This is a genomic window from Micromonospora sp. B11E3 (genome assembly GCF_039871625.1).
Classification (GTDB): Bacteria; Actinomycetota; Actinomycetes; order Mycobacteriales; family Micromonosporaceae; genus Micromonospora.
Window position 1 is genome coordinate 206666 of the sequence record NZ_JBDPMC010000001.1, and the last position, 21294, is coordinate 227959.

Sequence of the window (21294 nt, forward strand, 5' to 3'; positions counted from 1 at the left end):
CCGTCCACCCGTACCCGCCGCGCCGGGACCGCTACTCGAACCGGACGGGCGGGAAGAACCCGATCCGCTCGTACACGTCGCCCAGCGTCCGCGCGGCCACCGCGCGGGCCTTCTCCGCGCCGGCGGCGAGCAGCTTGTCCAGCTGGGCCGGGTCGTCGAGGTACGTCCGGGTGCGCTCCTGAATCGGGGCGACGAACTCCCGCACCACCTCGCCGAGGTCCTTCTTCAGGTCGCCGTAGCCCTTGCCCGCGTACGCGGCCACCAGGTCGTCGATGCTCCGGCCGCTCAGCGCGGAGTAGATGGTGAGCAGGTTGGCGATGCCGGGCTTGGTCTCGGTGTCGAAGACGATCTCCCGGCCGGTGTCGGTGACCGCCGAGCGGATCTTCTTGGCCGAGCGGGCCGGGTCCTCCAGCAGGTCGATGATGCCGGCGGGCGAGGAGGACGACTTCGACATCTTCGCCGTCGGGTCCTGCAGGTCGGTGATCTTCGCGGTGTCCTTGACGATGTGCGGCGCCGGGACGGTGAACGCCGGGCCGAACAGCGTGTTGAACCGCTGGGCCAGGTCCCGGGACAACTCCAGGTGCTGGCGCTGGTCCTCGCCGACCGGCACCGCGTTCGCCTGGTAGAGCAGGATGTCGGCGGCCTGCAGGATCGGGTACGTGAAGAGGCCGACGCTGGCCCGCTCGCTGCCCTGCTTCAGCGACTTGTCCTTGAACTGGGTCATCCGGCTGGCCTCGCCGAAGCCGGTGATGCAACCGAGCACCCACGCCAGCTGCGGGTGCTCGGGCACCTGCGACTGGACGAACAGGGTGCTGCGCTCCGGGTCGATGCCGACGGCCAGCAGTTGCGCGGCGGCGACCCGGGAGCGCTGCCTGAGCACCGACGGGTCGTGCCCGGCGGTGATGGCGTGCAGGTCGACCACGCAGTAGAAGGCGTCGTGGGTGTCCTGCAGCGCCACCCAGTGCCGCACCGCGCCCAGGTAGTTGCCGAGGTGGAACGAGTCGGCCGTCGGCTGGATGCCGGAGAGAACGCGGGGGCGGGCGGGTGCGTCGGACATGCCGGCAATTCTGTCAGCAAGGCCCGGCGCACGTCATGACGGGCCGGCGGGTCGGGCCTCCGCCGCCACCGCCGGCGCGGCGATCTCGCGCCGCGGCTCGGGCACGCGCACCGCCGAGACGCGGAGCCGGGCCACCCGGCGGCCCTCCAGCGCCAGCACCCGCAGCAGCCAGCCGCCGGGCGGGTCGTCCGGGCCCGGGGCGCCCCCGTCCACCGTCCCCGGGGCGACCGGCACCTCGTCGCCGGCCACCGGCAGCCGGCCCAGCGCGGCCATCACGTACCCGCCGACCGTCTCGTACGGGCCGGCGGGCAGCCGCAGCCCGGTCCACTCGGCGAAGTCGGCGAGGTTGAGCCGGCCGTCGACCACCGCCGGCAGCCCGGCCAGCGGCGGCTCGGGGGTCGTGTCGTACTCGTCGTGGATCTCCCCGATCAGCTCCTCGATCAGGTCCTCCAGGGTGACGATGCCGGCCGTGCCGCCGTACTCGTCGACCACCACGGCCAGGTGGTGCCGCTCACGGCGCATCTCGGTCAGCGCGGCCAGCACCCGCTTGCTGCCGGGCAGCCGCTTGACCTCCCGGGTCAACTCGCCCACGGTGGTGCACGGGTCGAGGTCGGGGCGCAGCAGCACGTCGCGCAGGTGCACGAAGCCGACCACGTCGTCGTGGGTGCCGTCGACCACCGGGTACCGGGTGTGCGTCTCGGCCCGGACCAGCCGTTCCGCCTCGGCGATGGTCAGCCCGGCGGACAGGAACACCACCTCGGTGCGGGGCATCATCACCTCGCGGACCAGGCTCGCCCCGGCCACCAGCACCTCGTCGATGATCCGCCGCTCGTCCGGGTCGATGACGGTGTTCGCGGCGACCAGGTCGCGCAGCTCCGCCTCGCTGATGCGCTCCCGGCCCGCGGCGGGACTCGCCCCGAGCAGGTCGGTGACCAGCCGCGTCGCGGCGTCGGCGGCCCGCACCACCAGCCGGGCGACCGTGCGGGCCAGCGGGCCCGGTTCGCGTCGGGCCCGCCCCGGCGGTCGACGCCGGGGCCCGGGACCACCCGCTTCCCGCATGACAGTGATGGTAGACACCGCCGGGGTACGGGCACGCGCCGTCCGCGCGGGACGCCGCCCGGGGCGGCGCGGTTGGCCGGGCCGGCGGCAGCGCGGACCCGGCGGACGGCCGTAGTGTGATCACGAGCGGTCGCGGCGAGGCGGCCAGGCAGGAGGATCGGACGTGAAACTGCTCGTCACCGGCGGCGCCGGCTACATCGGCAGCGTGGTGACCCGGATGCTGCTCGACGCCGGCCACGAGGTCGTCGTCCTGGACGACCTGCGCACCGGGCACCGGGAGGCCCTCGCCCCGGAGGCCACCTGGGTCGACGCGCCGGTCCACGAGGCGGCCCGGGTGCTCACCCCCGGCTCCGGCTTCGACGGGGTGCTGCACTTCGCCGCTCTCATCGCCGCCGGCGAGTCGATGGTCAAGCCGGAGCTGTACTGGCGGACCAACACCGTCGGCTCCCTCGCCCTGATCGACGCGGTCCGGGCGGCCGGCGTGCCCCGCCTGGTCTTCTCCTCCACCGCCGCCGTCTACGGCAACCCCGTCGAGCTGCCCATCCCCGAGACCGCGGTGAAGGCCCCCACCAACACGTACGGGGCCACGAAGCTCGCCGTCGACATGGCGCTCACCTCCGAGGCGATCGGACACGACCTGGCCGCCGTGTCGCTGCGCTACTTCAACGTGGCCGGGGCATACCTGCGCGGCGGGCACGCCATCGGCGAGCGGCACGACCCGGAGACCCACCTGATCCCGATCGCGCTGGAGGTCGCCGCCGGCCGCCGGGAGAAGCTCCAGCTCTTCGGCGACGACTACCCCACCGTCGACGGCACCTGCGTCCGCGACTACATCCACGTCGAGGACCTGGCCCGCGCCCACCTGCTGGCGCTGACCGCGGCCGTCGCCGGCCGGCACCGCATCTACAACCTGGGCAACGGGGCCGGGTTCACCAACCGGCAGGTGGTCGAGGTGGTCCGCGAGGTCACCGGGCACCCGGTGCCGGTGGAGGTGTCGCCGCGCCGCGAGGGGGACCCGGTCGAGCTGGTCGCCTCCTCCGCCCTGGCCCGCGAGGAGCTGGGCTGGGCGCCCGAGAAGCCGACCCTGCACGACATGGTCGGCGACGCCTGGGCCTTCTACCGCACCCACCTGCTGGACCGCCCGTGACCGACACCGCGCCCCCCGCCGTTCCCGCGTCCCCCACCGCGCGCCCGCGCGCGGCGGTCGACCCCGCGCGCCCCGGCCCGGTCGCCGACGTCGCCGACCGGGCCGCCGCCGGCTTCGCCGACCGGTACGCCGGGTCGCCCGCCGGCCGCTGGGCCGCGCCCGGCCGGGCCAACCTGATCGGCGAGCACACCGACTACAACGACGGCTTCGTGCTGCCGTTCGCGCTGCCGCTGCGCACCGTCGTCGCCGCCGACCGCCAGGACGGGCCGCGGTGGACGGTCTGGTCGGAGCTGTCCGGCGAGCCGGTCAGCTTCGGCGCCGACGAGGTCGCCGAGCCCGGCCGGGTCACCGGCTGGGCCGCGTACGTGGCCGGGGTGGTCTGGGCGCTGCGCGACGCCGGCCACGACGTGCCCGGCGCGCGGCTGGCCATCGCCTCCGACGTGCCGCTCGGCTCCGGGCTGTCCTCCTCCGCCGCCCTGGAGGCGGCGGTGCTGGCCGCCCTCGTGGACCTGGGCGGGCTGGACCTGCCGGCCGAGCGGTGGCCCCGGCTCGCCCAGCGCGCCGAGAACGCCTACGTCGGCGCGCCCACCGGGATCCTGGACCAGTCGGCCGTGATCCGGTGCCGGGCCGGGCACGCGCTGTTCCTCGACTGCCGCACCGAGGCGATCGAACACATCCCGTTCGACCTGGCCGCCGCCGGCCTGGCCGTGCTGGTCGTCGACAGCCGGGCCCCGCACCGGCACGCCGACGGCGAGTACGCCGCCCGCCGCGCCGCCTGCGAGCGGGCCGCCCACCTGCTCGGCGTACCCGCGCTCCGCGACGTCCCCGCCGCCGGGCTGGACGCCGCGCTGGCCCGGCTCGACGACGACGAGACCCGCCGCCGGGTCCGGCACGTCGTCACCGAGGACCAGCGCGTCCTGGACACCGTCGAGCTGCTGCGTGCCGGCCGCGTCCGCGACACCGGCCCGCTGCTGACCGCCTCGCACGCCTCGATGCGGGACGACTTCGAGATCACCGTGCCGGAGGTCGACACCGCGGTCGAGGCGGCCCTCGCGGCCGGCGCGTACGGGGCCCGGATGACCGGCGGCGGCTTCGGCGGCTGCGTCCTCGCCCTGGTCGACGCCGACCGGGCCGACGCGGTGGCCGACGCCGTCACGGCCGCGTACGCCGAGCGGGGCTACCGCGCCCCCGGCCTGTACCGCGCCACCCCCGCCCCCGGCGCCCACCGCCTGTGAAGAAGGGGCCCGGATCGGGGCCCCTTCTTCACGGCTGGCGGAACGAACGGCGTCAGGACGTCTCGACGATCATCCCGGCGCCGACCGTACGGTTGGTGGTCTCGTCGATGATCACGAAACCGCCGGTGGTGCGGTTACGCCGGTACTCGTCGGAGAGCAGCGGCACCGTCGTACGCAGCCGCACCCGGCCGATCTCGTTGAGCTTCAGCTCGCCGGCCGCCTCGTCCCGGTGCAGCGAGTTGATGTCCAGCCGGTAGTGCAGCCCGCGCACGATCGCCCGGGCCGACCGGGTGGTGTGCTTGATCGCGTACTTGCCGCCGACCTGCAGCGGCCGGGTCTCGTCCATCCAGCAGACCATCGCCTCGATGTCCTGCGTGACGGCCGGGGCGTTGTTCGGCCGGCAGATCATGTCGCCGCGGGAGATGTCGATCTCGTCGGTCAGGCGGACCGTCACCGACATCGGCGGGAACGCCTCCTCCACCGGCCCGTCGGCGGTCTCCACGGACGCGATCCGGCTGGTGAAACCCGAGGGCAGCACCATCACCTCGTCGCCGGGCTTGAGCACCCCCGACGCCACCTGCCCCGCGTAACCCCGGTAGTCGGTGACCGTGGTCGACTGCGGCCGGATCACGTACTGCACCGGGAACCGGACGTCGACCAGGTTGCGGTCGGAGGCGATGTGCACCCGCTCCAGGTGGTGCAGCAGCGACGGCCCCTCGTACCAGGGCATGTTCTCCGACCGGGCCACGATGTTGTCGCCCTTCAGCGCCGAGATCGGCACCACGGTCAGGTCGGGCGCGTCGAGCTTCGCCGCGAACGCGGTGAACTCGTCGGCGATCCGCTCGAACACCTCCTGCGACCAGTCGACCAGGTCCATCTTGTTCACGCACAGCACCAGGTGCGGCACCCGCAGCAGCGAGCACAGGAACGCGTGCCGGCGCGACTGCTCCACCAGCCCCTTGCGCGCGTCCACCAGGATCAGCGCCAGGTCGGCCGTCGAGGCGCCGGTGACCATGTTCCGGGTGTACTGGATGTGCCCGGGGGTGTCGGCGATGATGAACTTCCGCCGCGGGGTGGCGAAGTAGCGGTACGCCACGTCGATGGTGATGCCCTGCTCCCGCTCGGCCCGCAGCCCGTCGGTGAGCAACGCCAGGTTGGTGTACTCGTCGCCCCGGGCCGCCGACACCGCCTCGACCGCGGCGAGCTGGTCGGTGAACAGCGACTTCGTGTCGTACAGCAGCCGGCCGATCAGGGTCGACTTGCCGTCGTCGACGCTGCCCGCCGTGGCGAACCGCAGCAGGTCCATCGGCCGCGGCGCCGCATCGGCCCCGGGGGCCAGGGTCTCCACGCTCATCAGAAGTAGCCCTCCCGCTTACGGTCCTCCATCGCGGCCTCGCTGACCCGGTCGTCGCCGCGGGTCGCGCCGCGCTCGGTGATCCGCGTCGCGGCCACCTCCTCGATCACCTTCTCCACCGTGTCGGCGTCCGACCGCACCGCCGCCGTGCAGGAGGCGTCACCCACCGTCCGGTACCGCACCTGCGCCTTGAACCGCTCCTCGCCGGAGCGCGGCTGGAAGAACTCGTTCACCGCGTACAGCATGCCGTCCCGCTCGATCACCTCACGCTCGTGCGCGTAGTAGATCGACGGCAGGGGAATCCGCTCCCGGGCGATGTAGTGCCACACGTCCAACTCCGTCCAGTTGGACAACGGGAACACCCGGATCGACTCCCCCGGGTGGTGCCGCCCGTTGTACAGCGCCCACAGCTCGGGCCGCTGGTTCTTCGGGTCCCACTGGCCGAACTCGTCGCGGAAGCTGAACACCCGCTCCTTGGCCCGGGCCTTCTCCTCGTCCCGGCGGGCGCCGCCGAACAGCGCGTCGAAGCGGTGCTTCTCCACCGCGTCCAGCAGCACCGGGGTCTGGATCCGGTTGCGCATCCCGTCGGCCGACTCCCGCACCATGCCGCTGGCCAGGGCCTCCGGCACGCTGGCCACGATCAGGTGCAGGCCCAGCTCGGTCACGCGCTGGTCCCGGTACTCCAGCACCTCTGGGAAGTTGTGGCCCGTGTCGACGTGCATGACCGGGAAGGGGATGCTGGCCGGGGCGAACGCCTTCTGGGCCAGCCGGAGCATCACGATCGAGTCCTTGCCGCCGGAGAAGAGCAGCACCGGCCGCTCCATCTCCGCGACCACCTCGCGCATCACGAAGATGCTCTCCGCCTCCAGCGCGTCGAGGTGGGAGACCTGGTACGCGGCGGGGGCGGTCATGACACGGGCTCGATTCGCTCGGATCCGCTCATGGATTCCAGACCTTTCCGGTCGGACACGTGAAGAAGAACGTCAGGCTACCCGGAATGCCGCTGCAGCGCTGCAAGCAACCGACTGGCGAGATCCTTGCGGCACACCAGCAGGTCGGGCAGACGAGGATCCGCCTCGTTGTATTTCAGCGCAGATCCGTCGATTCGGGAAGCATGCAAACCGGTGGCTGTGGCCACAGCCACCGGAGCGGCCGAGTCCCACTCGTACTGACCGCCCGCGTGGATGTACGCGTCGACCTCACCGGTCACCACCGCGGCGATCTTCGCCCCCGCCGAGCCCATCGGCACGAGATGCGCGCCGACGTCCTCCGCCAGATCGGTCAGAAAAACGGGCGGACGGCTACGACTGGCCGCCAACCGGGTGGCCCGCCCGCCATCCGAGGTCGCCGCCTCCAACGTCATCGGCGGGTACGCCGGCGGGTGGTCCGTGGCCAGCACCCGGTGCTGCGCCGGCAGCGCCACCGCGCCCGCGACCAGCCCGTGCGGCGCCGGGGCCGTGCGCGCCCAGAGCGCCACGTGCACCGCCCAGTCCGCCCGCCCCTCCTCGGCGAACTCCCGCGTGCCGTCCAGCGGGTCGACGATCCACACCCGGTCCGCGGTCAGCCGGGACACCGTCCCGGCGTTCACCTCCGCCGCCCACGCCAGCCGGGACCCCTCGTCCTCCTCCGAGAGCACCGCGTCACCCGGACGCCACTTCGCCAGCTCCGTCCGGATCAGGTCGTGCGACACCTTGTCCCCGGCCGACCGCAACGCCCCCGGGTCGGCGAACCCCATCTCCGTACGCAGGCCGAGCAGCGCCTGCCCGGCCCGGGCCGCCAGCCAGCGGGCGAACGCGCCGTCGATCATCGGAGGACTACCCACCACTCGCTCCCGTCGCCTCGCCGCGACCGCACCGTCGCCGGTCGCGAAACGCCGAAAAGGCGCAGACTACCCCCGCACGACCCCGATCCGGGTACGCCCCGCCCTGGTCAGCCCCCGTGGTACAGGTTCTGCGTCGGCTCCACGCCCCGGGTGACCACCGACTCCACCACGTCGGCCGCCCGGTCGACCAGGAACTCCAGCTCCTTGCGCTCGGCCGCCGAGAAGTCCGACAGCACGTAGTCCGCCGGATCCTGCCGCCCCGGCGGCCGGCCGATGCCGAACCGCACCCGGACGTAGTCCTTCGTCCCCAGCGACTTCGACATCGACCGCAGGCCGTTGTGCCCGCCCTCGCCGCCGCCGCACTTCGCCCGCAGCACGCCGTAGCCGATGTCCAGCTCGTCGTGGACCGCGATCACCCGCCCCGGCGGCACCTTGTGGAACTGCGCCAGGCCCGCCACCGGACCACCCGACAGGTTCATGTACGTCAGCGGCTTCACCAGCACCAGCTTCGGCCCGCCGAACCCCAGTCGCCCCTCGGCGACCTCCGCCACCGCCCGCTTGTGCCGGCCGAACCGCGCGCCCAGCCGGGCCGCCAGCAGGTCCGCCACCATGAACCCGACGTTGTGCCGGTTGCCCGCGTACTCCCGACCGGGGTTGCCCAGGCCGACCACCAGCCACGGCCCCGCCTCGTCCGTCACGCCACGTCCCTTCCGCTCTCACCGCCGCACCGCCCGCCGGCCATTCTCACCCCGCGCCGCGCGGCGGCTGGCGGCCGTCCCGATACGCCGACAGGCGCCCCCGGACACCGGGAGCGCCTGTCGCACAGATCGCGGACCGATCAGGCCTGGGTCTGCGCCTCGGCCGGGGTCTCCTCGCCCTCGGCCGCGGCGGCCTCGGCACCCTCCGCGGTGGTCTCCTCGCCGACCTCGGCCTCGGCCTCCTCGGCCGCCGCCTCGACCTCGGGCAGGGTGGCCTCGAGCTGCTCGGCCGTCGGGGCGGCGGTCACCGTGGCGACCGGCAGCTCCGGGTCCGCGGCCAGCTCGACGCCGGCCGGCAGCGTGACGTCCGCGGCCGTGACCTGGACACCCGCCTCCGCGCCGTCGATCGAGGCCTCCAGGTGGTCCGGCACGTTCGTGGCCTCGGCGGTCACGGTCAGCGTGGCGTGGTCGTGCACGATCAGGGTGTCCTTGGCGGCCTCACCGGTCAGCTCGACCGGAACCTCGACGGTGACCTTCTCGCCCCGACGGACGAGCAGCAGGTCGATGTGCTCGAAGGTGTCCTTGATCGGGTCCCGCTGGATCGCCTTCGGCAGCGCCAGCACCTGCGTGCCGTCGCTGACCTCGATCGCGAAGAGCTGGTTGGCGCCGCCCTTACGGATCGCGGCGGCGAACTCACGCGCGGGCAGCGCGATGTGCTTGGGCTTCTCGCCGTGGCCGTACAGCACGGCGGGCACCTTGCCGGCCCGGCGGGTACGACGGGCACCACCCTTGCCGAACTCGGTACGGGGCTCGGCGCTGATCTTTACCTCGGACACGGGGAAACTCCTGATGCTTTCGCGCGGCGGCTTGTCGACTGGCGGTGCTGGGGCGAGGGGCTCGCTGGGGGCGCATGCGTCATGAACGACTGCCCGGAGCACCGCGTCGATGACGGCGCCTCCGTGCGGCGCTTTTCAGCGGCCCGCAGGGCACCCTCGCCGTGGCAACCGCACTAGTCTACCCGAGGGCGTAGCGCCCCCGACGGCAGTACCCGCCTCCCCCGCCACCATGGGCCGAAACCCCCGTCCGGCGGCCGGCCACCCCGGCCCGCCGCCGGACGGATCGTCAGCTCAGGCCGCCGAAGAGGGTCGTCACCGACCCGTCGTCGAAGACCTCCCGGATCGCCCGCGCCAGCAGGGGGGCGATCGACAGCACCGTGAGCTTGTCGAGCTGCTTCTCCGGCGGCAGCGGCAGCGTGTTCGTCACCACGACCTCGCTGATGGGGCTGTTCTTCAGCCGCTCCGTCGCCGGGTCCGACAGCAGCGCGTGGGTCGCCGCCACCACGATCTCCGCCGCCCCGGCCTCCTTGAGGATGTCCGCGGCCTTCGCGATCGTGCCACCGGTGTCGATCATGTCGTCCACGATGAGGCACACCCGGCCCTCGACCTCACCGACCACACGGTTCGCCACCACCTGGTTCGGCTTGAGCGGGTCCCGGGTCTTGTGGATGAACGCCAGCGGGCACCCGCCCAGCCGGTCCGTCCACCGCTCCGCCACCCGCACCCGGCCCGAGTCCGGCGCCACCACCGTCATCGGCCGGCCGGCGAACCTGCGCTCCACGTACTCGGCCAGCACGTCCATCGCGAACAGGTGGTCCACCGGGCCGTCGAAGAAACCCTGGATCTGCGCGGTGTGCAGGTCCACCGTCAGAATGCGGTTCGCGCCGGCCGTCTTCAGCAGGTCGGCCACCAGCCGCGCCGAGATCGGCTCCCGGCCGCGGTGCTTCTTGTCCTGCCGCGCGTACGGGTAGAACGGCAGGACGACCGTGATCCGCTTCGCCGACCCGCGCTTCAGCGCGTCGATCATGATCAGGGTCTCCATGACCCACGTGTTGACCCCGTGCGTGACCGACTGCACCACGAAGGCGTCCGAGCCGCGCACCGAGTCCTTGTACCGTACGAAGATCTCGCCGTTGGCGAACTCGTACGCGTCGGTGGGCGTCGGCGCGACGCCGAGCACCTCACCGATCTCCTTGGCCAACTCCGGAAAGCCACGCCCGGAGAAGAGCATCAGGCTCTTGCGGTTTTCGGCGACGATGCTGCCCATGGGCCCGTCTGCTCCCGTTGGTCGGTGATACCCGGCTGCGGTGTGGGCCGGGACTATTCGGTTGCAGTATCTCCCCTGCCCGAGGGCCGTCCCACCGCCTCGGCACCCCCGTGGATTGCCTCACTGTCCCTTGCGGCTCACCCGTCAGCCGACGCATCCTCCGCCGCTTCCGCCGCAGCCTGCCGGGCCCGCTCGGCCGCCTCCGCCGACGCCGTGCCAGCCCGCCGCAGGGACACCCAATCCTCGATGCTCCGCTGCGGCGCGCGGGTCACCCCGAGCGCCCCCGGCGGCACGTCCTCGGTGATCGCGCTGCCCGCCGCGACGTACGCGCCCGCCCCCACCTCGACCGGGGCGATCAGCGTCGTGTCGCAGCCCACGAACGCCGCCTCCCCGACCGTCGTGCGGTGCTTGTTCACCCCGTCGTAGTTCACGAAGATCGTCGCCGCGCCGATGTTGGCCTTCGGCCCGATCGTCGCGTCCCCCACGTACGACAGGTGTGGCACCTTCGCGCCCGCGCCGACCTCGGAGTTCTTCACCTCGACGAACGTGCCCACCTTCGCCTTCTCGGCCAGCTTCGCCGCCGGCCGCAGGTACGCGTACGGCCCGACGCTCGCCCCCGGGCCCACCTCGGCGCCGACGGCGTGGCTGCGCAGCACGGTCGCCCCGGGGCCGACCACCGTGTCGATCAGCGTCACGTCGGGGCCGACCACCGCCTGCGCCCCGACCACCGTGCCGCCCCGCAGCTGGGTGTTCTGGTCGATCACCGCGTCCCGGTCCACCGCGACCGTCACGTCGATCCAGGTCGTCTCCGGATCCAGGATGCTGACCCCGGTGCGCATCCAGGCCTCGTTGACCCGGTCGCGCAGCAGCCGGCGCAGCGCCGCCAACTCCACCCGGTCGTTGCAGCCGAGCGTCTCGGCGTGGTCGGCGGCCACGTGCACCGCCACCGGCTCCCCCGCGGAGCCGAGCAGCCCGAAGACGTCGGTCAGGTACTCCTCGCCCTGGTCGTTGTCCGTGGAGAGCTTGCCCAGCGCGTCCCGCAGCCGCGCCCCGTCGAACGCGTAGATGCCCGCGTTGATCTCCCGCGACGCCCGCTGCTCCGGCGTCGCGTCGCGCTCCTCGACGATCTGCTCCAGCCGGCCCGCGGCGTCCCGGACGATCCGGCCCAGCCCGGTCGGGTCGGGCACCTCGGCGGCCAGCACCGTGGCCGCCGCCCCCGCGTCCTCGTGCGCCGCCACGAGCGCGGCGACCGTCTCGGCGCGCAGCAGTGGCACGTCGCCGTTGAGCACGACCACCGTCCCGGCGGCCTCCGGCACGGCGTCCAGCGCGATCCGGACCGCGTGGCCGGTGCCCAACTGCTCGGCCTGGAGCACCGGGGTGGCGTCCGGGGCGATCTCGGCCAGGTGCGCCCGTACCTGGTCGGCACCGTGCCCGACGACGACCACCGTCCGGTCGGCGGCGAGCGGCGCGGCGGCGGCGAGCACGTGGCCGACGAGTGTCCGGCCGAGCAGCGGATGCAGCACCTTGGGCAGCGCCGACTTCATCCGCTTGCCCTCCCCGGCGGCGAGCACGACGACGGTACGGAGGTGGGGCTGGGACACGACGTGGCTCCCGTCGGGAAGGCGACAGTCTCGCGGCCATGCTAACCACGCAATGGCTGCAATCCGCATCCGGCCAGACAAATGCCGGCATTGGACCGGCGGAGAAACGCGAGCTGGGGTGCCTGGATTCGAACCAGGAGCTCAAGGCTCCAAAGGCCTGCGGGTTGCCGTTACCCCACACCCCATCGCCCGCCCAGCGTAGCGGCACATCGATCTAGCCCGGCACACCGCCTGCCGCCCGGAACAATTCCGTGATCATACCTTCGATCCGCCAGTAGAGCTCGCGGCTGCGAGGCACGCTGATCACCAGGCACCCGTGGTAGTCATCGCCGGTGTTCCGGCGGACCGTCGTCGGGTTGTGCTTCTTGAGCACCGACCGCCCGAACCGCGTCGCCGGCAGGCCCAGCCGATCCGCCCACCACTGCGCCGCCGCGGCGGCGTCGGCAGACTCGTGGATGCTGACCCGATAGGCCGGCACCTCGCGCCCGACTCCGCACGTCTCGAGAAAACGGAGGAACAGCGCCAGTAGCCCCGGGTCGCTGTTGATGAACTGAAGGCGGTCCTGGGGACGCCACGGCTTGGACTTGGCGCCCTCGCACCAGTAGATGGCCGCTCCGAGGAGCAGGACGTCCCGACGGTCGAGCGACCCCACCACCTCCCCGGCGCGCCGCCGCTCGTCCGCCCGCGCCTCCTCCCGCGCCTGCCGGTGCACCGCCCACCGGGCGTCCGTCATCACCTTCGCGTGGGCTCGGCGCCGCGTCGCCGTGTCCTCGTCCGGATCGAGGGGCAGGTGTTTCACCCACTGGTACGCGGTCGACTTCGCCACCCCGAGCCGGCGGGCGATGTCGTTGACCGAGCAACCCTGGCCCCGCAGCTCCACCGCCTCGGCGCGCAGGTCGTCCCTGGCGTTGGGGCGCCGGGTCCGCTCCGGCGGCGGCACCCCACGCAGCATTTCCCGCACCCGGTTGCGCCCGAGGCCGGTGCGGGCCCGGATCTCGTGCACCGAGAGTTGCTCGACCGTGCGCAGTCGGCGGACCTCGGCCGCCTGGGAGTCGTCCACGTCGGCAGGTTAGGACGCCCGTACGACGGTTAAGGGATTCGCGTACGGGACTGTCCCGTGCGTTCTACGAGACCGTAAGTTACGGTGACGTAAGCGTAGGTTCGTTTGCTCAAGCTGTCCCGCTGCGAGGTGCCATGTCGACCGCCGTACTCGACCCCCGTCCCTCCGGTCCCAAGCCACTCACCCAGGGCCCGCAGTCCGCCGGCATCCTGGTCGCCCTCTGGGCGTTCGTGGTCGTCCCGTTCCTGGCGCTCGTGGCCGCCGTACCGGTCGCCTGGGGCGGCTGGCTGAGCTGGACGGACCTGGCGGTGGCGGCGTTCTGGTACGTCCTCTCCGGGCTCGGCATCACCATCGGCTACCACCGCTACTTCACCCACGGGTCGTTCAAGGCCCGCCCCTGGCTGCGGGTGGCGCTCGCGGTGGCGGGTTCGTTCGCGGTGCAGGGCGAGATCATCCAGTGGGTCGCCGACCACCGGCGGCACCACGCGTTCTCGGACCTGGAGGGCGATCCGCACTCACCGTGGCGGTTCGGCGAGAGCGTCGGGGGGCTGGCGAAGGGGCTGTTCCACGCGCACGTCGGCTGGCTGTTCGGCCGCGAGCTGTCCAACCGGGAGCGGTTCGCCCCGGACCTGCTCGCCGACCGGGCGACCCGCCGGGTGGACAAGCTCTTCCCCCTGCTGGTGGTGGTCTCGGTGCTCGGCCCGGCCCTGATGGGCGGCCTGCTCACCTGGTCCTGGCAGGGCGCGCTGACCGCCCTGTTCTGGGGCGGCCTGGTCCGCATCGCGCTGCTGCACCACGTGACCTGGTCGATCAACTCGGTGTGCCACGTCTACGGCGAGCGTCCGTTCGCGATGCGGCAGGGCGACCGGGCGTCCAACTTCTGGCCGCTGGCGCTCCTGTCCTTCGGCGAGAGCTGGCACAACCTGCACCACGCCGACCCGACCAGCGCCCGGCACGGGGTGCTGCGCGGGCAGGTCGACATCTCGGCGCGGGTGATCTGGCTGTTGGAGAAGACCGGCGCGGCGTGGGCGGTGCGCTGGCCGAAGCCGGAGCGCCTGGCGGCCAAGCTGGCGAGGACGGCCCGAACGGACGGCGCCGGGGCGACGGCGCGGACCGCGGGTCGGTAAAGCGGTCAGTGGGATCGGCGGGCGCCTGGCAGGATGGCCGGGTGACCGAGCGGAGCGGCGGCGGGCGGACGGCCCGCACGGACGCGGGTACGGTCGGACGCGGCGCGTCGCCGTGGCGGAGACAGCCGGGGCGGCGGCGTGAGCAGCGGAGGCCCCATTCCACGACAGGGCGTCACCGAGCGCCGGCGAGGTGACGACATGGCAGATGTTCAGGTCGGTGACGGCAGCGGCGGCCGGCGGCGTGCGGTGCCGGCGCCCGCGGGCAAGCCCACGTCCCGGGTGCGGATGTCGGCCGCGCAGCGGCGGGAGCAGTTGATCTCGATCGGCCGGCAGCTCTTCGCGGAGCGCGGCTTCGACGCGACCTCGATCGAGGAGGTGGCGGCGCGGGCGAAGGTCTCCAAGCCGGTGGTCTACGAGCACTTCGGCGGCAAGGAGGGGCTCTATGCGGTGGTGGTGGACCGGGAGGTCCGGGCGCTGCTGGACCGGATCACCACGGCGCTGACCGCCGGCCATCCCCGCGAGCTGCTGGAGCAGGCCGCGATGGCCCTGCTCGGGTACATCGAGGAGGAGACGAGCGGTTTCCGGGTGCTGGTCCGGGAGTCGCCGCTGATGTCGGCGACGGGCAACTTCAGCAGCGTGATGAACGACGTCGCGCACCAGGTCGAGCACATCCTCGGCGCGGAGTTCAAGACCCGGGGGTACGACCCGAAGCTGGCCGAGCTCTACTCGCAGGCGCTGGTGGGCATGGTGGCGTTGACGGGGCGTTGGTGGCTGGAGGTGCGCAAGCCGCGCAAGGAGACGGTGGCCGCGCACCTGGTCAACCTGGCCTGGCACGGGTTGTCGCACCTGGAGCCGAAGCCGACCCTGGTGACGACCGGGGGCCGCTGACGGCCCACCCGACTCGATGTCGGCGACATGGCGGCATCCGGAGCCCTCGGACACCCCCATGTCGCCGACATCGGGGGGCATCACCCGACCCGGGACGACCGAGCCTCGGCGTGGGCGTGGGCGTGGTCGGTCGGGCCGACCTTGTCGTAGAGGCCGGTGGCGAGCAGCACCAGGCCGAACAGCATCGACACGATGACCGTGGACATCGAGAAGTTGAGGAAGTTCGCGGAGGTCTGCAGCACGGTCATCATCAGGATCGCGGTGACCAGGAAGACGACGCCGGCGGTCAGGTTCATGTAGTGGCCAAGGTTGCTGCGCCGGGTCGCGCCGATCAGCAGCACGGCGCCGAAGACCACGGAGACCAGCGCGAACGCGAGGTTGGTACGCAGGCCGAGGACCCAGTCGCTGCCCCGGCCGAACAGCCCGTCGCCCCAGGTCACGACAGTTCCCCACACGCCGAAGAGCAGGATGTACAGCCCGATGAGCCCGGACAGGGCCCGGTAGAACGGGCGCGCCGGATGGTTGACCGGAAAGTGCGCCATGACCCCTCCGTCCGGATGCGACCGATCCCGACGATTGTCACCCGTGTCGCCCCGGCCCGTCCCCGGAAACGCCGAAGGCCCGGCCGAAGCCGGGCCACCGACAACCGTGTGACGTCTGATTGTTCCCCACCGCCTGGCCGCAAGGGCACGGCGACCGGAACCACCGAGGTGTGTGCCGGAGGCCGGCCCGCGCAGGGATCAAGCCTGACCGCCCGGAGCGGGCCGGCCTCCGGCACACACCCGGCGCGGCGATCAGAGCACCAGCCGGGCCTTCTGCCAGGCCTCCTTCTCCTCGTCCGTGCCGACCTTGCCGTACATGCCGACCATGAGCAGCACCAGGGAGAGCGTGAGGACCACGATGTCGGTGGCCATGGTGAAGTTGAAGATGTTGGCGTCGGTCTGGAGGAAGGCCAGCTCGGCCAGGCCGAGGACCATCAGCGCGTACGCCAGCCACTGGTTGACGGCGACGTCGACGTTGCGGCCGATCGCGGTGCTGGCCAGGATCAGCAGCCCGAGCACGACGCTCAGCAGCGAGTATCCGAGGTTGGTCCCCTGACCGAGCACCTTGGTGTCGTCCTGCGCGAGGAAGTCGCCGCCGGCGCTGGCGATGATGCCGAGCACTCCGAAGACCACGAAGTACAGACCAACGAGCCCGCCGATCGCCCGGTAGACCGGCCGCGCGGGGTGGTTGACGGGGGTGTGGGAGGCCATGTCTGCGTCTCCAAGACCGTTCGGGTGTGGGGTCGCCTGCGATTGTCCCGCACGGCCGGCTGTGACGCCGCACACCCCCCGCCCACCGGTCAGCTCGCGGGGACCTGGTCGGCGAGGGCCAGCCAGGCCTCCTCGGCCTGTTCCCGTTCGGCCCGTACGTCCTTGAGCTGGGCGTCCAGCTCGGCGACCCGGGCGTAGTCGGTGGCGTTGGCGGCGAGCTGGTCGAGCAGCTCCGCCTCCTTCTGCTCCAGCTTGCCGACCTGGCGTTCCAGCCGGGCGAGTTCCTTCTTCGCCTGCCGGGCCTCGGCGGCGGACATGCCGGTAGGGGCCGGGGCGGCGGGCGCCTCGGCGACGACCGGGGCGGCGGCGGGTTCCCGCTGCGCGGCGCGGGCGAGGTACTCGTCGACGCCGCCGGGCAGGTGTACGAGCCGACCGTCGCCGAACATCCCGTACACGGAGTCGGTGACCCGCTCGACGAGGTACCGGTCGTGGCTGGCCACGACGATCGTGCCGGGCCACGAGTCGAGCAGGTCCTCCAGCGCGGCGAGCGTGTCGGTGTCGAGGTCGTTGGTGGGCTCGTCCAGCAGGAGCACGTTGGGCTCGCCGGCGAGCAGCCGCAGCATCTGCAGGCGGCGGCGCTCCCCACCGGACAGGTCGCTGACCGGCGTCCAGAGCCGGCGGTCGTCGAAGCCGAAGACCTCGGCGAGCTGGGCGGCGGAGACCTCCCGGTCGCCGAGCTGCACCCGCCGGGCGACCTCCTCGACGGCTTCGAGGACGCGCAGGTGCCCGGGCAGCTCGGCCAGCTCCTGGGAGAGGAACGCCGGCCGCACGGTGGAGCCGGTGGCGAACCGCCCGCCGTCGGGCCGGGTGACGCCGGCCAGCATCCGCAGCAGGGTCGTCTTGCCGGCCCCGTTGCGGCCGAGGACGGCGATCCGGTCGCCGGGGCCGACCTGCCAGGTGACGTCGTGCAGGATCTCCTTCGGTCCGGCGTGCAGCCGGACGTGCTCCAGGTCGTACACCTGCTTGCCGAGCCGGGCGGTGGCGAGCCGTTGCAGCGACATGGTGTCGCGCGGCGGCGGGACGTCGGCGATGAGCGCGTTGGCGGCCTCGATCCGGAACCGGGGCTTGGAGGTCCGGGCGGGCGCGCCGCGGCGCAGCCAGGCGATCTCCTTGCGGAGCAGGTTCTGCCGGCGGGCCTCGGTGGCCGCGGCGACCCGCTCCCGCTCGGCGCGCGCCAGGGTCCAGGCGGCGAAGCCGCCCTCGTAGGCGCGGACGGTCTGGTCGGCGACCTCCCAGGTGGCGGTGCAGACCGCATCGAGGAACCAGCGGTCGTGGGTGACCACGACGAGGGCGCCGCGGCGGCCGACGAGGTGCCGGGCCAGCCAGTCGACGCCGCCGACGTCGAGGTGGTTGGTGGGCTCGTCGAGGATGAGCAGGTCGGAGTCGCGGACCAGCAGCGCGGCGAGGGCCACCCGGCGGCGCTCGCCGCCGGACATCGGGCCGACGGGCGCGTCGAGGCCCAGGTACGGCATGCCGAGGCCGTCGAGGATGGCCCGGACCCCGGCCTGGCCGGCCCACTCGTGCTCGGCGCCCATGCTCTGGTCGAGCCAGGCGGTGCCGAGCACGACGTCGCGGACGGTGGCGTCGGGGGCGAGCGTCAGCGCCTGCGGCAGCCAGGCGACGCGCAGGTCGCGCCGGTGGGTGACCCGGCCGTCGTCGGGCTCCTCGATGCGGGTGAGCAGCCGCAGCAGGGTGGACTTGCCGGCGCCGTTGAGGCCGACGACGCCGACCCGGTCGGCGTCGTCGAGGCCGAGCGAGACGTCGGTGAGCAGCGGCCCCGCCGCGCCGTACCCCTTGGACACCCGGTCCAGGTTGACGATGTTGGCCACTACCCCCACCTTCCATGATCAAGGCGTCCCGGTGCCGGGGGGCACCTGGGGACGCCTGGGTTACCAGGGTACGCGGACGCGCCGCCGCGCGGCTGCGGCGAGCCGGGCGGCGGGCGGCTCAGCCGATCCGGGCCCCGGCCACCGGGCCGTGGGCGGTGCGCGCCTCCCGGCACACCCCGGCGGCCTCCAGTTCGGCGGCGATCCGCGCGGCGTCGGCGGCGTCGGCGGCGAGGAAGACGCACGTCGGGCCGGAGCCGGAGACGATCCCGGCGAGCGCCCCGGCGGCCTCGCCGGCCTTCAGGGTGGCGGCCAGGGACGGGCGCATGGCCAGCGCGGCGTCCTGGAGGTCGTTGCCGAGGGCCGCGGCGAGCACCCGGGGGTCGCGCTGGCGCAGGGCGGCGAGCAGCGCGTCCGTGCTGCCCAGCGGCGGGCCGGCCGCGCCGGCGGCGCGGAGCCGGTCCAGTTCCCGGTACGCGGCGGGGGTGGACAGCCCCCCGTCGGCGACGGCGACCACCCAGTGCCAGGAGGTGGGGCGGGCCAGCACCGGGCTGACCGTCTCGCCCCGGCCGGTGCCGAGGGCCGTGCCGCCGTGGATCAGGAACGGCACGTCGGAGCCGAGGTCGGCGGCGATCCCGGCCAGCTCGTCGCGGGACAGCCCGGTGCCCCAGAGCGCGTCGCAGGCGACCAGGGCGGCGGCCGCGTCGGCGCTGCCGCCGGCCAGCCCGCCGGCGAGCGGGATCTGCTTGCGCAGGTGCAGCCGGGCGTGCGGCGGGACGCCCGCGTACCGGGCGAGGGCGTGGGCGGCCCGGATCACCAGGTTGGTGTCGTCCAGGGCCAGCTCTCCGGCGCCCTCCCCCTCCATGGTGAGGGTGAGGGTGTCGCCCCGGCGGGCGGTCAGCTCGTCGTGGATCGAGATCGCGTGGTAGACGGTGTTCAGCTCGTGGTAGCCGTCCCGGCGCAGTGGGCCCACCCCGAGGTGCAGGTTGACCTTGGCGGGCACCCGCACCCGCACCGGCCCGCTGGCGCCGCGCCGCTGCTGGTCGTCCTCGCCGTTCGGTCGCCAGGCCTCGGTCACGGGGCGATGTCCCGCGGGCGCAGGCGGATGTCGAACGGCTTCTCCACGGTCGGCTCCTCGGCGGGGTCGGCGACCGGCCCGTGCCGGCCGTCGACCAGGTCGTACGCGTACAGGGGTGCGGGCACGGCGCCAGCCTACTGCGCGGCCGGCGTACCGGCCGGGGCCGACGCGGCGACGGCGGCGAACTGCTCGACGGTCAGCGACTCGCCGCGGGCGCCGGGGTCGACGCCGGCGGCGGTGAGCGCGGCGGCGGCCCGGTCCGCCCCGCCGGCCCAGCCGGCCAGCGCGGCCCGCAGGGTCTTGCGGCGCTGCGCGAACGCGGCGTCGACCACGGCGAAGACCCGCTCCCGGGGTACGTCGGGCCGGGGCGGCTCGCGGTGGGTGAAGGCGACCAGCCCGGAGTCGACGTTCGGCACCGGCCAGAAGACGTTCGGGGGCACCCGGCCGGCGGGACGGGCGTGGGCGTACCAGGCGAGCTTGACCGAGGGGACGCCGTAGACCTTGGAGCCGGGGCCGGCGACCAGCCGGTCGGCGACCTCCTTCTGCACCATCACCAGGCCGTGCCGCAGCGTGGGCAGCTCGGCGAGCAGGTGCAGCACCACCGGCACGGCCACGTTGTACGGCAGGTTCGCCACCAGCGCGGTCGGCGCCGGGTCGGCCAGCTCGGCGGCGCCGACCCGCAGCGCGTCGGCCCGGTGCACGGTGAGCCGGGCGGCGTCCGGGCCGGCGAACCGGGCGGCGGTCTCCGGCAGCGCGGCGGCCAGCGTCGGGTCGACCTCCACGGCGTGCACGTGCGCGGCGACCGGCAGCAGCGCCAGGGTGAGCGAGCCGAGGCCGGGCCCGACCTCCAGGGCGACGTCGTCGGGGGCCAGCCCGGCGGCGGTGACGATCCGGCGCACCGTGTTCGGGTCGTGCACGAAGTTCTGGCCGAGCTTCTTGGTGGGGTTCACGCCGAGGCGCGCGGCGAGGTCCCGGATCTCCGCCGGGCCGAGCAGGCCGGTCACGGCGTCACCACGGGCCGAAGGCGCGCTCGCCGTTGGCCGACAGCGCGGCGCACAGCTCGTCCAGGTCCGCGCCGGTGGTCGCGGCCAGCGCCCGGACGGTGAGCGGGACCAGGTACGACGCGTTGGGCCGCCCCCGGTGCGGGGTCGGCGTGAGGTACGGGGCGTCGGTCTCCACCAGCAGCTGGTCCAGCGGGGTGAGCGCGGCGGCCTCGCGCAGCGCCCCGGCGCTGGCGAAGGTGACCGTGCCGGCGAAGCTGAGCAGGTAGCCCCGGCGGACGCACTCGGCGGCGAACTCGGCGTCGCCGGAGAAGCAGTGCAGCACGACGGTGTCCGGCGCCCCCTCGTCGTCGAGGACGCGCAGCACGTCGGCGTGGGCCTCCCGGTCGTGGATGACCAGCGCCCTGCCGTACCGCTTGGCGATGGCGACGTGCGCCCGGAAGCTCTCCTCCTGGGCGGCCCGGCCCTCGTCGCCGGTGCGGAAGAAGTCCATCCCGGTCTCGCCGACGCCCCGGACCCGGTCCCGCACGGCGAGCGCCTCGATCTCGCGCAGCGCCTCGTCCAGGTCGGCGAGCCGGGGCGCCTCGTTGGGGTGCAGCGCGACGGTGGCCAGGACCGCCGGGTGGCGGTCGGCGGTGTCGGCGCTCCACCGGGACGACGCCACGTCGACGCCGACCTGGACCAGCCGGTCCACCCCGACCTCGGCGGCCACCGCGATCGCCGCCGCGACCGGGTCGTCGGCGACGGCGTTCCCGCCCGCGCCGCCGGCGGGGGCGCCGGCCTCGGTGACGGTGATGTCCAGGTGGGTGTGGCTGTCGGGTACGGGGCTGGGCAGCGGGTCGGGGGCGGGCGGGAACTCGCCGGCCCGCCGGGCGGCCCGCTGCCGGCGGGGCTCAGTCGACTCGGTCATCGCCGCCAGCATCAC

General features: G+C 73.7%; 20 protein-coding genes, 1 tRNA gene and 1 pseudogene. 4 read left to right on the forward strand and 18 right to left on the reverse strand.

Annotated elements, in window-relative coordinates; genetic code table 11:
- Positions 1-31: 31 nt before the first annotated feature.
- Together trpS and ABGB16_RS00935 are read right to left on the reverse strand one after the other, a co-directional pair.
- Positions 32-1057: a tryptophan--tRNA ligase gene (gene trpS, locus ABGB16_RS00930; RefSeq protein WP_347665993.1), complete on the reverse strand. Its 1026-nt coding sequence runs from the start codon at positions 1055-1057 to the stop codon at positions 32-34.
- A 33-nt stretch (positions 1058-1090) separates the two neighbouring features.
- Positions 1091-2116: a hemolysin family protein gene (locus tag ABGB16_RS00935; protein WP_347665994.1), complete on the reverse strand. Its 1026-nt coding sequence runs from the start codon at positions 2114-2116 to the stop codon at positions 1091-1093.
- A gap of 163 nt (positions 2117-2279) precedes the next feature.
- Between ABGB16_RS00935 and galE the strand changes: the two genes are divergently transcribed.
- Both galE and galK read left to right on the forward strand, forming a co-directional pair.
- The gene (galE, locus tag ABGB16_RS00940; protein ID WP_347665995.1) at positions 2280-3263 is read left to right on the forward strand and encodes a UDP-glucose 4-epimerase GalE; all 984 of its coding nucleotides are present in this window, start codon (positions 2280-2282) and stop codon (positions 3261-3263) included.
- A complete protein-coding gene (gene galK / locus ABGB16_RS00945; protein WP_347665996.1) occupies positions 3260-4498 on the forward strand; it encodes a galactokinase in 1239 nt (412 codons plus the stop codon). The genes galE and galK overlap by 4 nt, the downstream gene beginning before the upstream one ends.
- Before the next feature lie 52 nt (positions 4499-4550).
- Here the strand turns inward: galK and cysN are convergent, their stop codons facing one another.
- From cysN to ABGB16_RS00990, 9 genes and pseudogenes are all read right to left on the reverse strand, one after another.
- Positions 4551-5852 carry a sulfate adenylyltransferase subunit CysN gene (cysN, locus tag ABGB16_RS00950; protein ID WP_347665997.1) on the reverse strand — a complete coding sequence of 434 codons (1302 nt, stop codon included), beginning with the start codon at positions 5850-5852 and terminating at the stop codon, positions 4551-4553.
- Positions 5852-6763 carry a sulfate adenylyltransferase subunit CysD gene (gene cysD, locus ABGB16_RS00955; protein ID WP_347665998.1) on the reverse strand — a complete coding sequence of 304 codons (912 nt, stop codon included), beginning with the start codon at positions 6761-6763 and terminating at the stop codon, positions 5852-5854. Before cysD ends, cysN begins: the two co-directional genes overlap by 1 nt.
- Before the next feature lie 77 nt (positions 6764-6840).
- A complete protein-coding gene (locus ABGB16_RS00960) occupies positions 6841-7659 on the reverse strand; it encodes an inositol monophosphatase family protein (protein ID WP_347666058.1) in 819 nt (272 codons plus the stop codon).
- Between the two features lie 122 nt (positions 7660-7781).
- Positions 7782-8372, reverse strand: coding sequence for an aminoacyl-tRNA hydrolase (gene pth, locus ABGB16_RS00965; protein WP_347665999.1), 591 nt, complete (start codon positions 8370-8372; stop codon positions 7782-7784).
- Between the two features lie 140 nt (positions 8373-8512).
- Complete coding sequence (locus ABGB16_RS00970; protein ID WP_347666000.1) at positions 8513-9208, reverse strand: 50S ribosomal protein L25/general stress protein Ctc; 696 nt, start codon at positions 9206-9208, stop codon at positions 8513-8515.
- A gap of 286 nt (positions 9209-9494) precedes the next feature.
- Positions 9495-10475 carry a ribose-phosphate diphosphokinase gene (locus ABGB16_RS00975; RefSeq protein ID WP_347666001.1) on the reverse strand — a complete coding sequence of 327 codons (981 nt, stop codon included), beginning with the start codon at positions 10473-10475 and terminating at the stop codon, positions 9495-9497.
- Between the two features lie 53 nt (positions 10476-10528).
- Positions 10529-12076 (reverse strand): annotated as a pseudogene (gene glmU / locus ABGB16_RS00980) (bifunctional UDP-N-acetylglucosamine diphosphorylase/glucosamine-1-phosphate N-acetyltransferase GlmU).
- A gap of 113 nt (positions 12077-12189) precedes the next feature.
- Positions 12190-12261: transfer RNA gene (locus ABGB16_RS00985), tRNA-Gln, on the reverse strand.
- 29 nt (positions 12262-12290) lie between these two features.
- The gene (locus tag ABGB16_RS00990) at positions 12291-13136 is read right to left on the reverse strand and encodes a helix-turn-helix domain-containing protein (RefSeq protein WP_347666002.1); all 846 of its coding nucleotides are present in this window, start codon (positions 13134-13136) and stop codon (positions 12291-12293) included.
- Between the two features lie 134 nt (positions 13137-13270).
- Between ABGB16_RS00990 and ABGB16_RS00995 the strand changes: the two genes are divergently transcribed.
- Complete coding sequence (locus tag ABGB16_RS00995; RefSeq protein WP_347666003.1) at positions 13271-14263, forward strand: acyl-CoA desaturase; 993 nt, start codon at positions 13271-13273, stop codon at positions 14261-14263.
- A 198-nt stretch (positions 14264-14461) separates the two neighbouring features.
- Positions 14462-15151 carry a TetR/AcrR family transcriptional regulator gene (locus ABGB16_RS01000; protein ID WP_347666004.1) on the forward strand — a complete coding sequence of 230 codons (690 nt, stop codon included), beginning with the start codon at positions 14462-14464 and terminating at the stop codon, positions 15149-15151.
- An 80-nt stretch (positions 15152-15231) separates the two neighbouring features.
- Here the strand turns inward: ABGB16_RS01000 and ABGB16_RS01005 are convergent, their stop codons facing one another.
- The 7 genes from ABGB16_RS01005 to ABGB16_RS01035 form a co-directional block, all read right to left on the reverse strand.
- A complete protein-coding gene (locus ABGB16_RS01005; protein WP_347666005.1) occupies positions 15232-15693 on the reverse strand; it encodes a DUF4383 domain-containing protein in 462 nt (153 codons plus the stop codon).
- Between the two features lie 252 nt (positions 15694-15945).
- The gene (locus ABGB16_RS01010) at positions 15946-16404 is read right to left on the reverse strand and encodes a DUF4383 domain-containing protein (RefSeq protein WP_347666006.1); all 459 of its coding nucleotides are present in this window, start codon (positions 16402-16404) and stop codon (positions 15946-15948) included.
- Between the two features lie 89 nt (positions 16405-16493).
- The gene (locus ABGB16_RS01015) at positions 16494-18293 is read right to left on the reverse strand and encodes an ABC-F family ATP-binding cassette domain-containing protein (RefSeq protein WP_347666007.1); all 1800 of its coding nucleotides are present in this window, start codon (positions 18291-18293) and stop codon (positions 16494-16496) included.
- A gap of 118 nt (positions 18294-18411) precedes the next feature.
- Positions 18412-19368: a 4-(cytidine 5'-diphospho)-2-C-methyl-D-erythritol kinase gene (locus ABGB16_RS01020; RefSeq protein WP_347666008.1), complete on the reverse strand. Its 957-nt coding sequence runs from the start codon at positions 19366-19368 to the stop codon at positions 18412-18414.
- Positions 19365-19493, reverse strand: a complete 129-nt coding sequence (locus ABGB16_RS01025) for a hypothetical protein (protein WP_347666009.1) — start codon at positions 19491-19493, stop codon at positions 19365-19367. Before ABGB16_RS01025 ends, ABGB16_RS01020 begins: the two co-directional genes overlap by 4 nt.
- 9 nt (positions 19494-19502) lie before the next feature.
- On the reverse strand, positions 19503-20372 hold the full coding sequence (gene rsmA / locus ABGB16_RS01030; protein WP_347666010.1) for a 16S rRNA (adenine(1518)-N(6)/adenine(1519)-N(6))-dimethyltransferase RsmA: 870 nt from the start codon (positions 20370-20372) through the stop codon (positions 19503-19505).
- Between the two features lie 4 nt (positions 20373-20376).
- Positions 20377-21291, reverse strand: a complete 915-nt coding sequence (locus ABGB16_RS01035; RefSeq protein ID WP_347666011.1) for a TatD family hydrolase — start codon at positions 21289-21291, stop codon at positions 20377-20379.
- Positions 21292-21294: the final 3 nt, after the last annotated feature.

Bases quoted from the DNA above. Each gene is read 5' to 3' on its own strand.
- ABGB16_RS01000 (WP_347666004.1), top strand. From the start codon at position 14,462: ATGGCAGATGTTCAGGTCGGTGACGGCAGCGGCGGCCGGCGGCGTGCG.
- ABGB16_RS01035 (WP_347666011.1), bottom strand. From the start codon at position 21,291: ATGCTGGCGGCGATGACCGAGTCGACTGAGCCCCGCCGGCAGCGGGCC.
- cysN (WP_347665997.1), bottom strand. From the start codon at position 5,852: ATGAGCGTGGAGACCCTGGCCCCCGGGGCCGATGCGGCGCCGCGGCCG.
- ABGB16_RS00995 (WP_347666003.1), top strand. From the start codon at position 13,271: ATGTCGACCGCCGTACTCGACCCCCGTCCCTCCGGTCCCAAGCCACTC.
- ABGB16_RS01010 (WP_347666006.1), bottom strand. From the start codon at position 16,404: ATGGCCTCCCACACCCCCGTCAACCACCCCGCGCGGCCGGTCTACCGG.
- ABGB16_RS01005 (WP_347666005.1), bottom strand. From the start codon at position 15,693: ATGGCGCACTTTCCGGTCAACCATCCGGCGCGCCCGTTCTACCGGGCC.
- ABGB16_RS00975 (WP_347666001.1), bottom strand. From the start codon at position 10,475: ATGGGCAGCATCGTCGCCGAAAACCGCAAGAGCCTGATGCTCTTCTCC.
- ABGB16_RS00935 (WP_347665994.1), bottom strand. From the start codon at position 2,116: ATGCGGGAAGCGGGTGGTCCCGGGCCCCGGCGTCGACCGCCGGGGCGG.
- ABGB16_RS00960 (WP_347666058.1), bottom strand. From the start codon at position 7,659: ATGATCGACGGCGCGTTCGCCCGCTGGCTGGCGGCCCGGGCCGGGCAG.
- trpS (WP_347665993.1), bottom strand. From the start codon at position 1,057: ATGTCCGACGCACCCGCCCGCCCCCGCGTTCTCTCCGGCATCCAGCCG.
- cysD (WP_347665998.1), bottom strand. From the start codon at position 6,763: ATGACCGCCCCCGCCGCGTACCAGGTCTCCCACCTCGACGCGCTGGAG.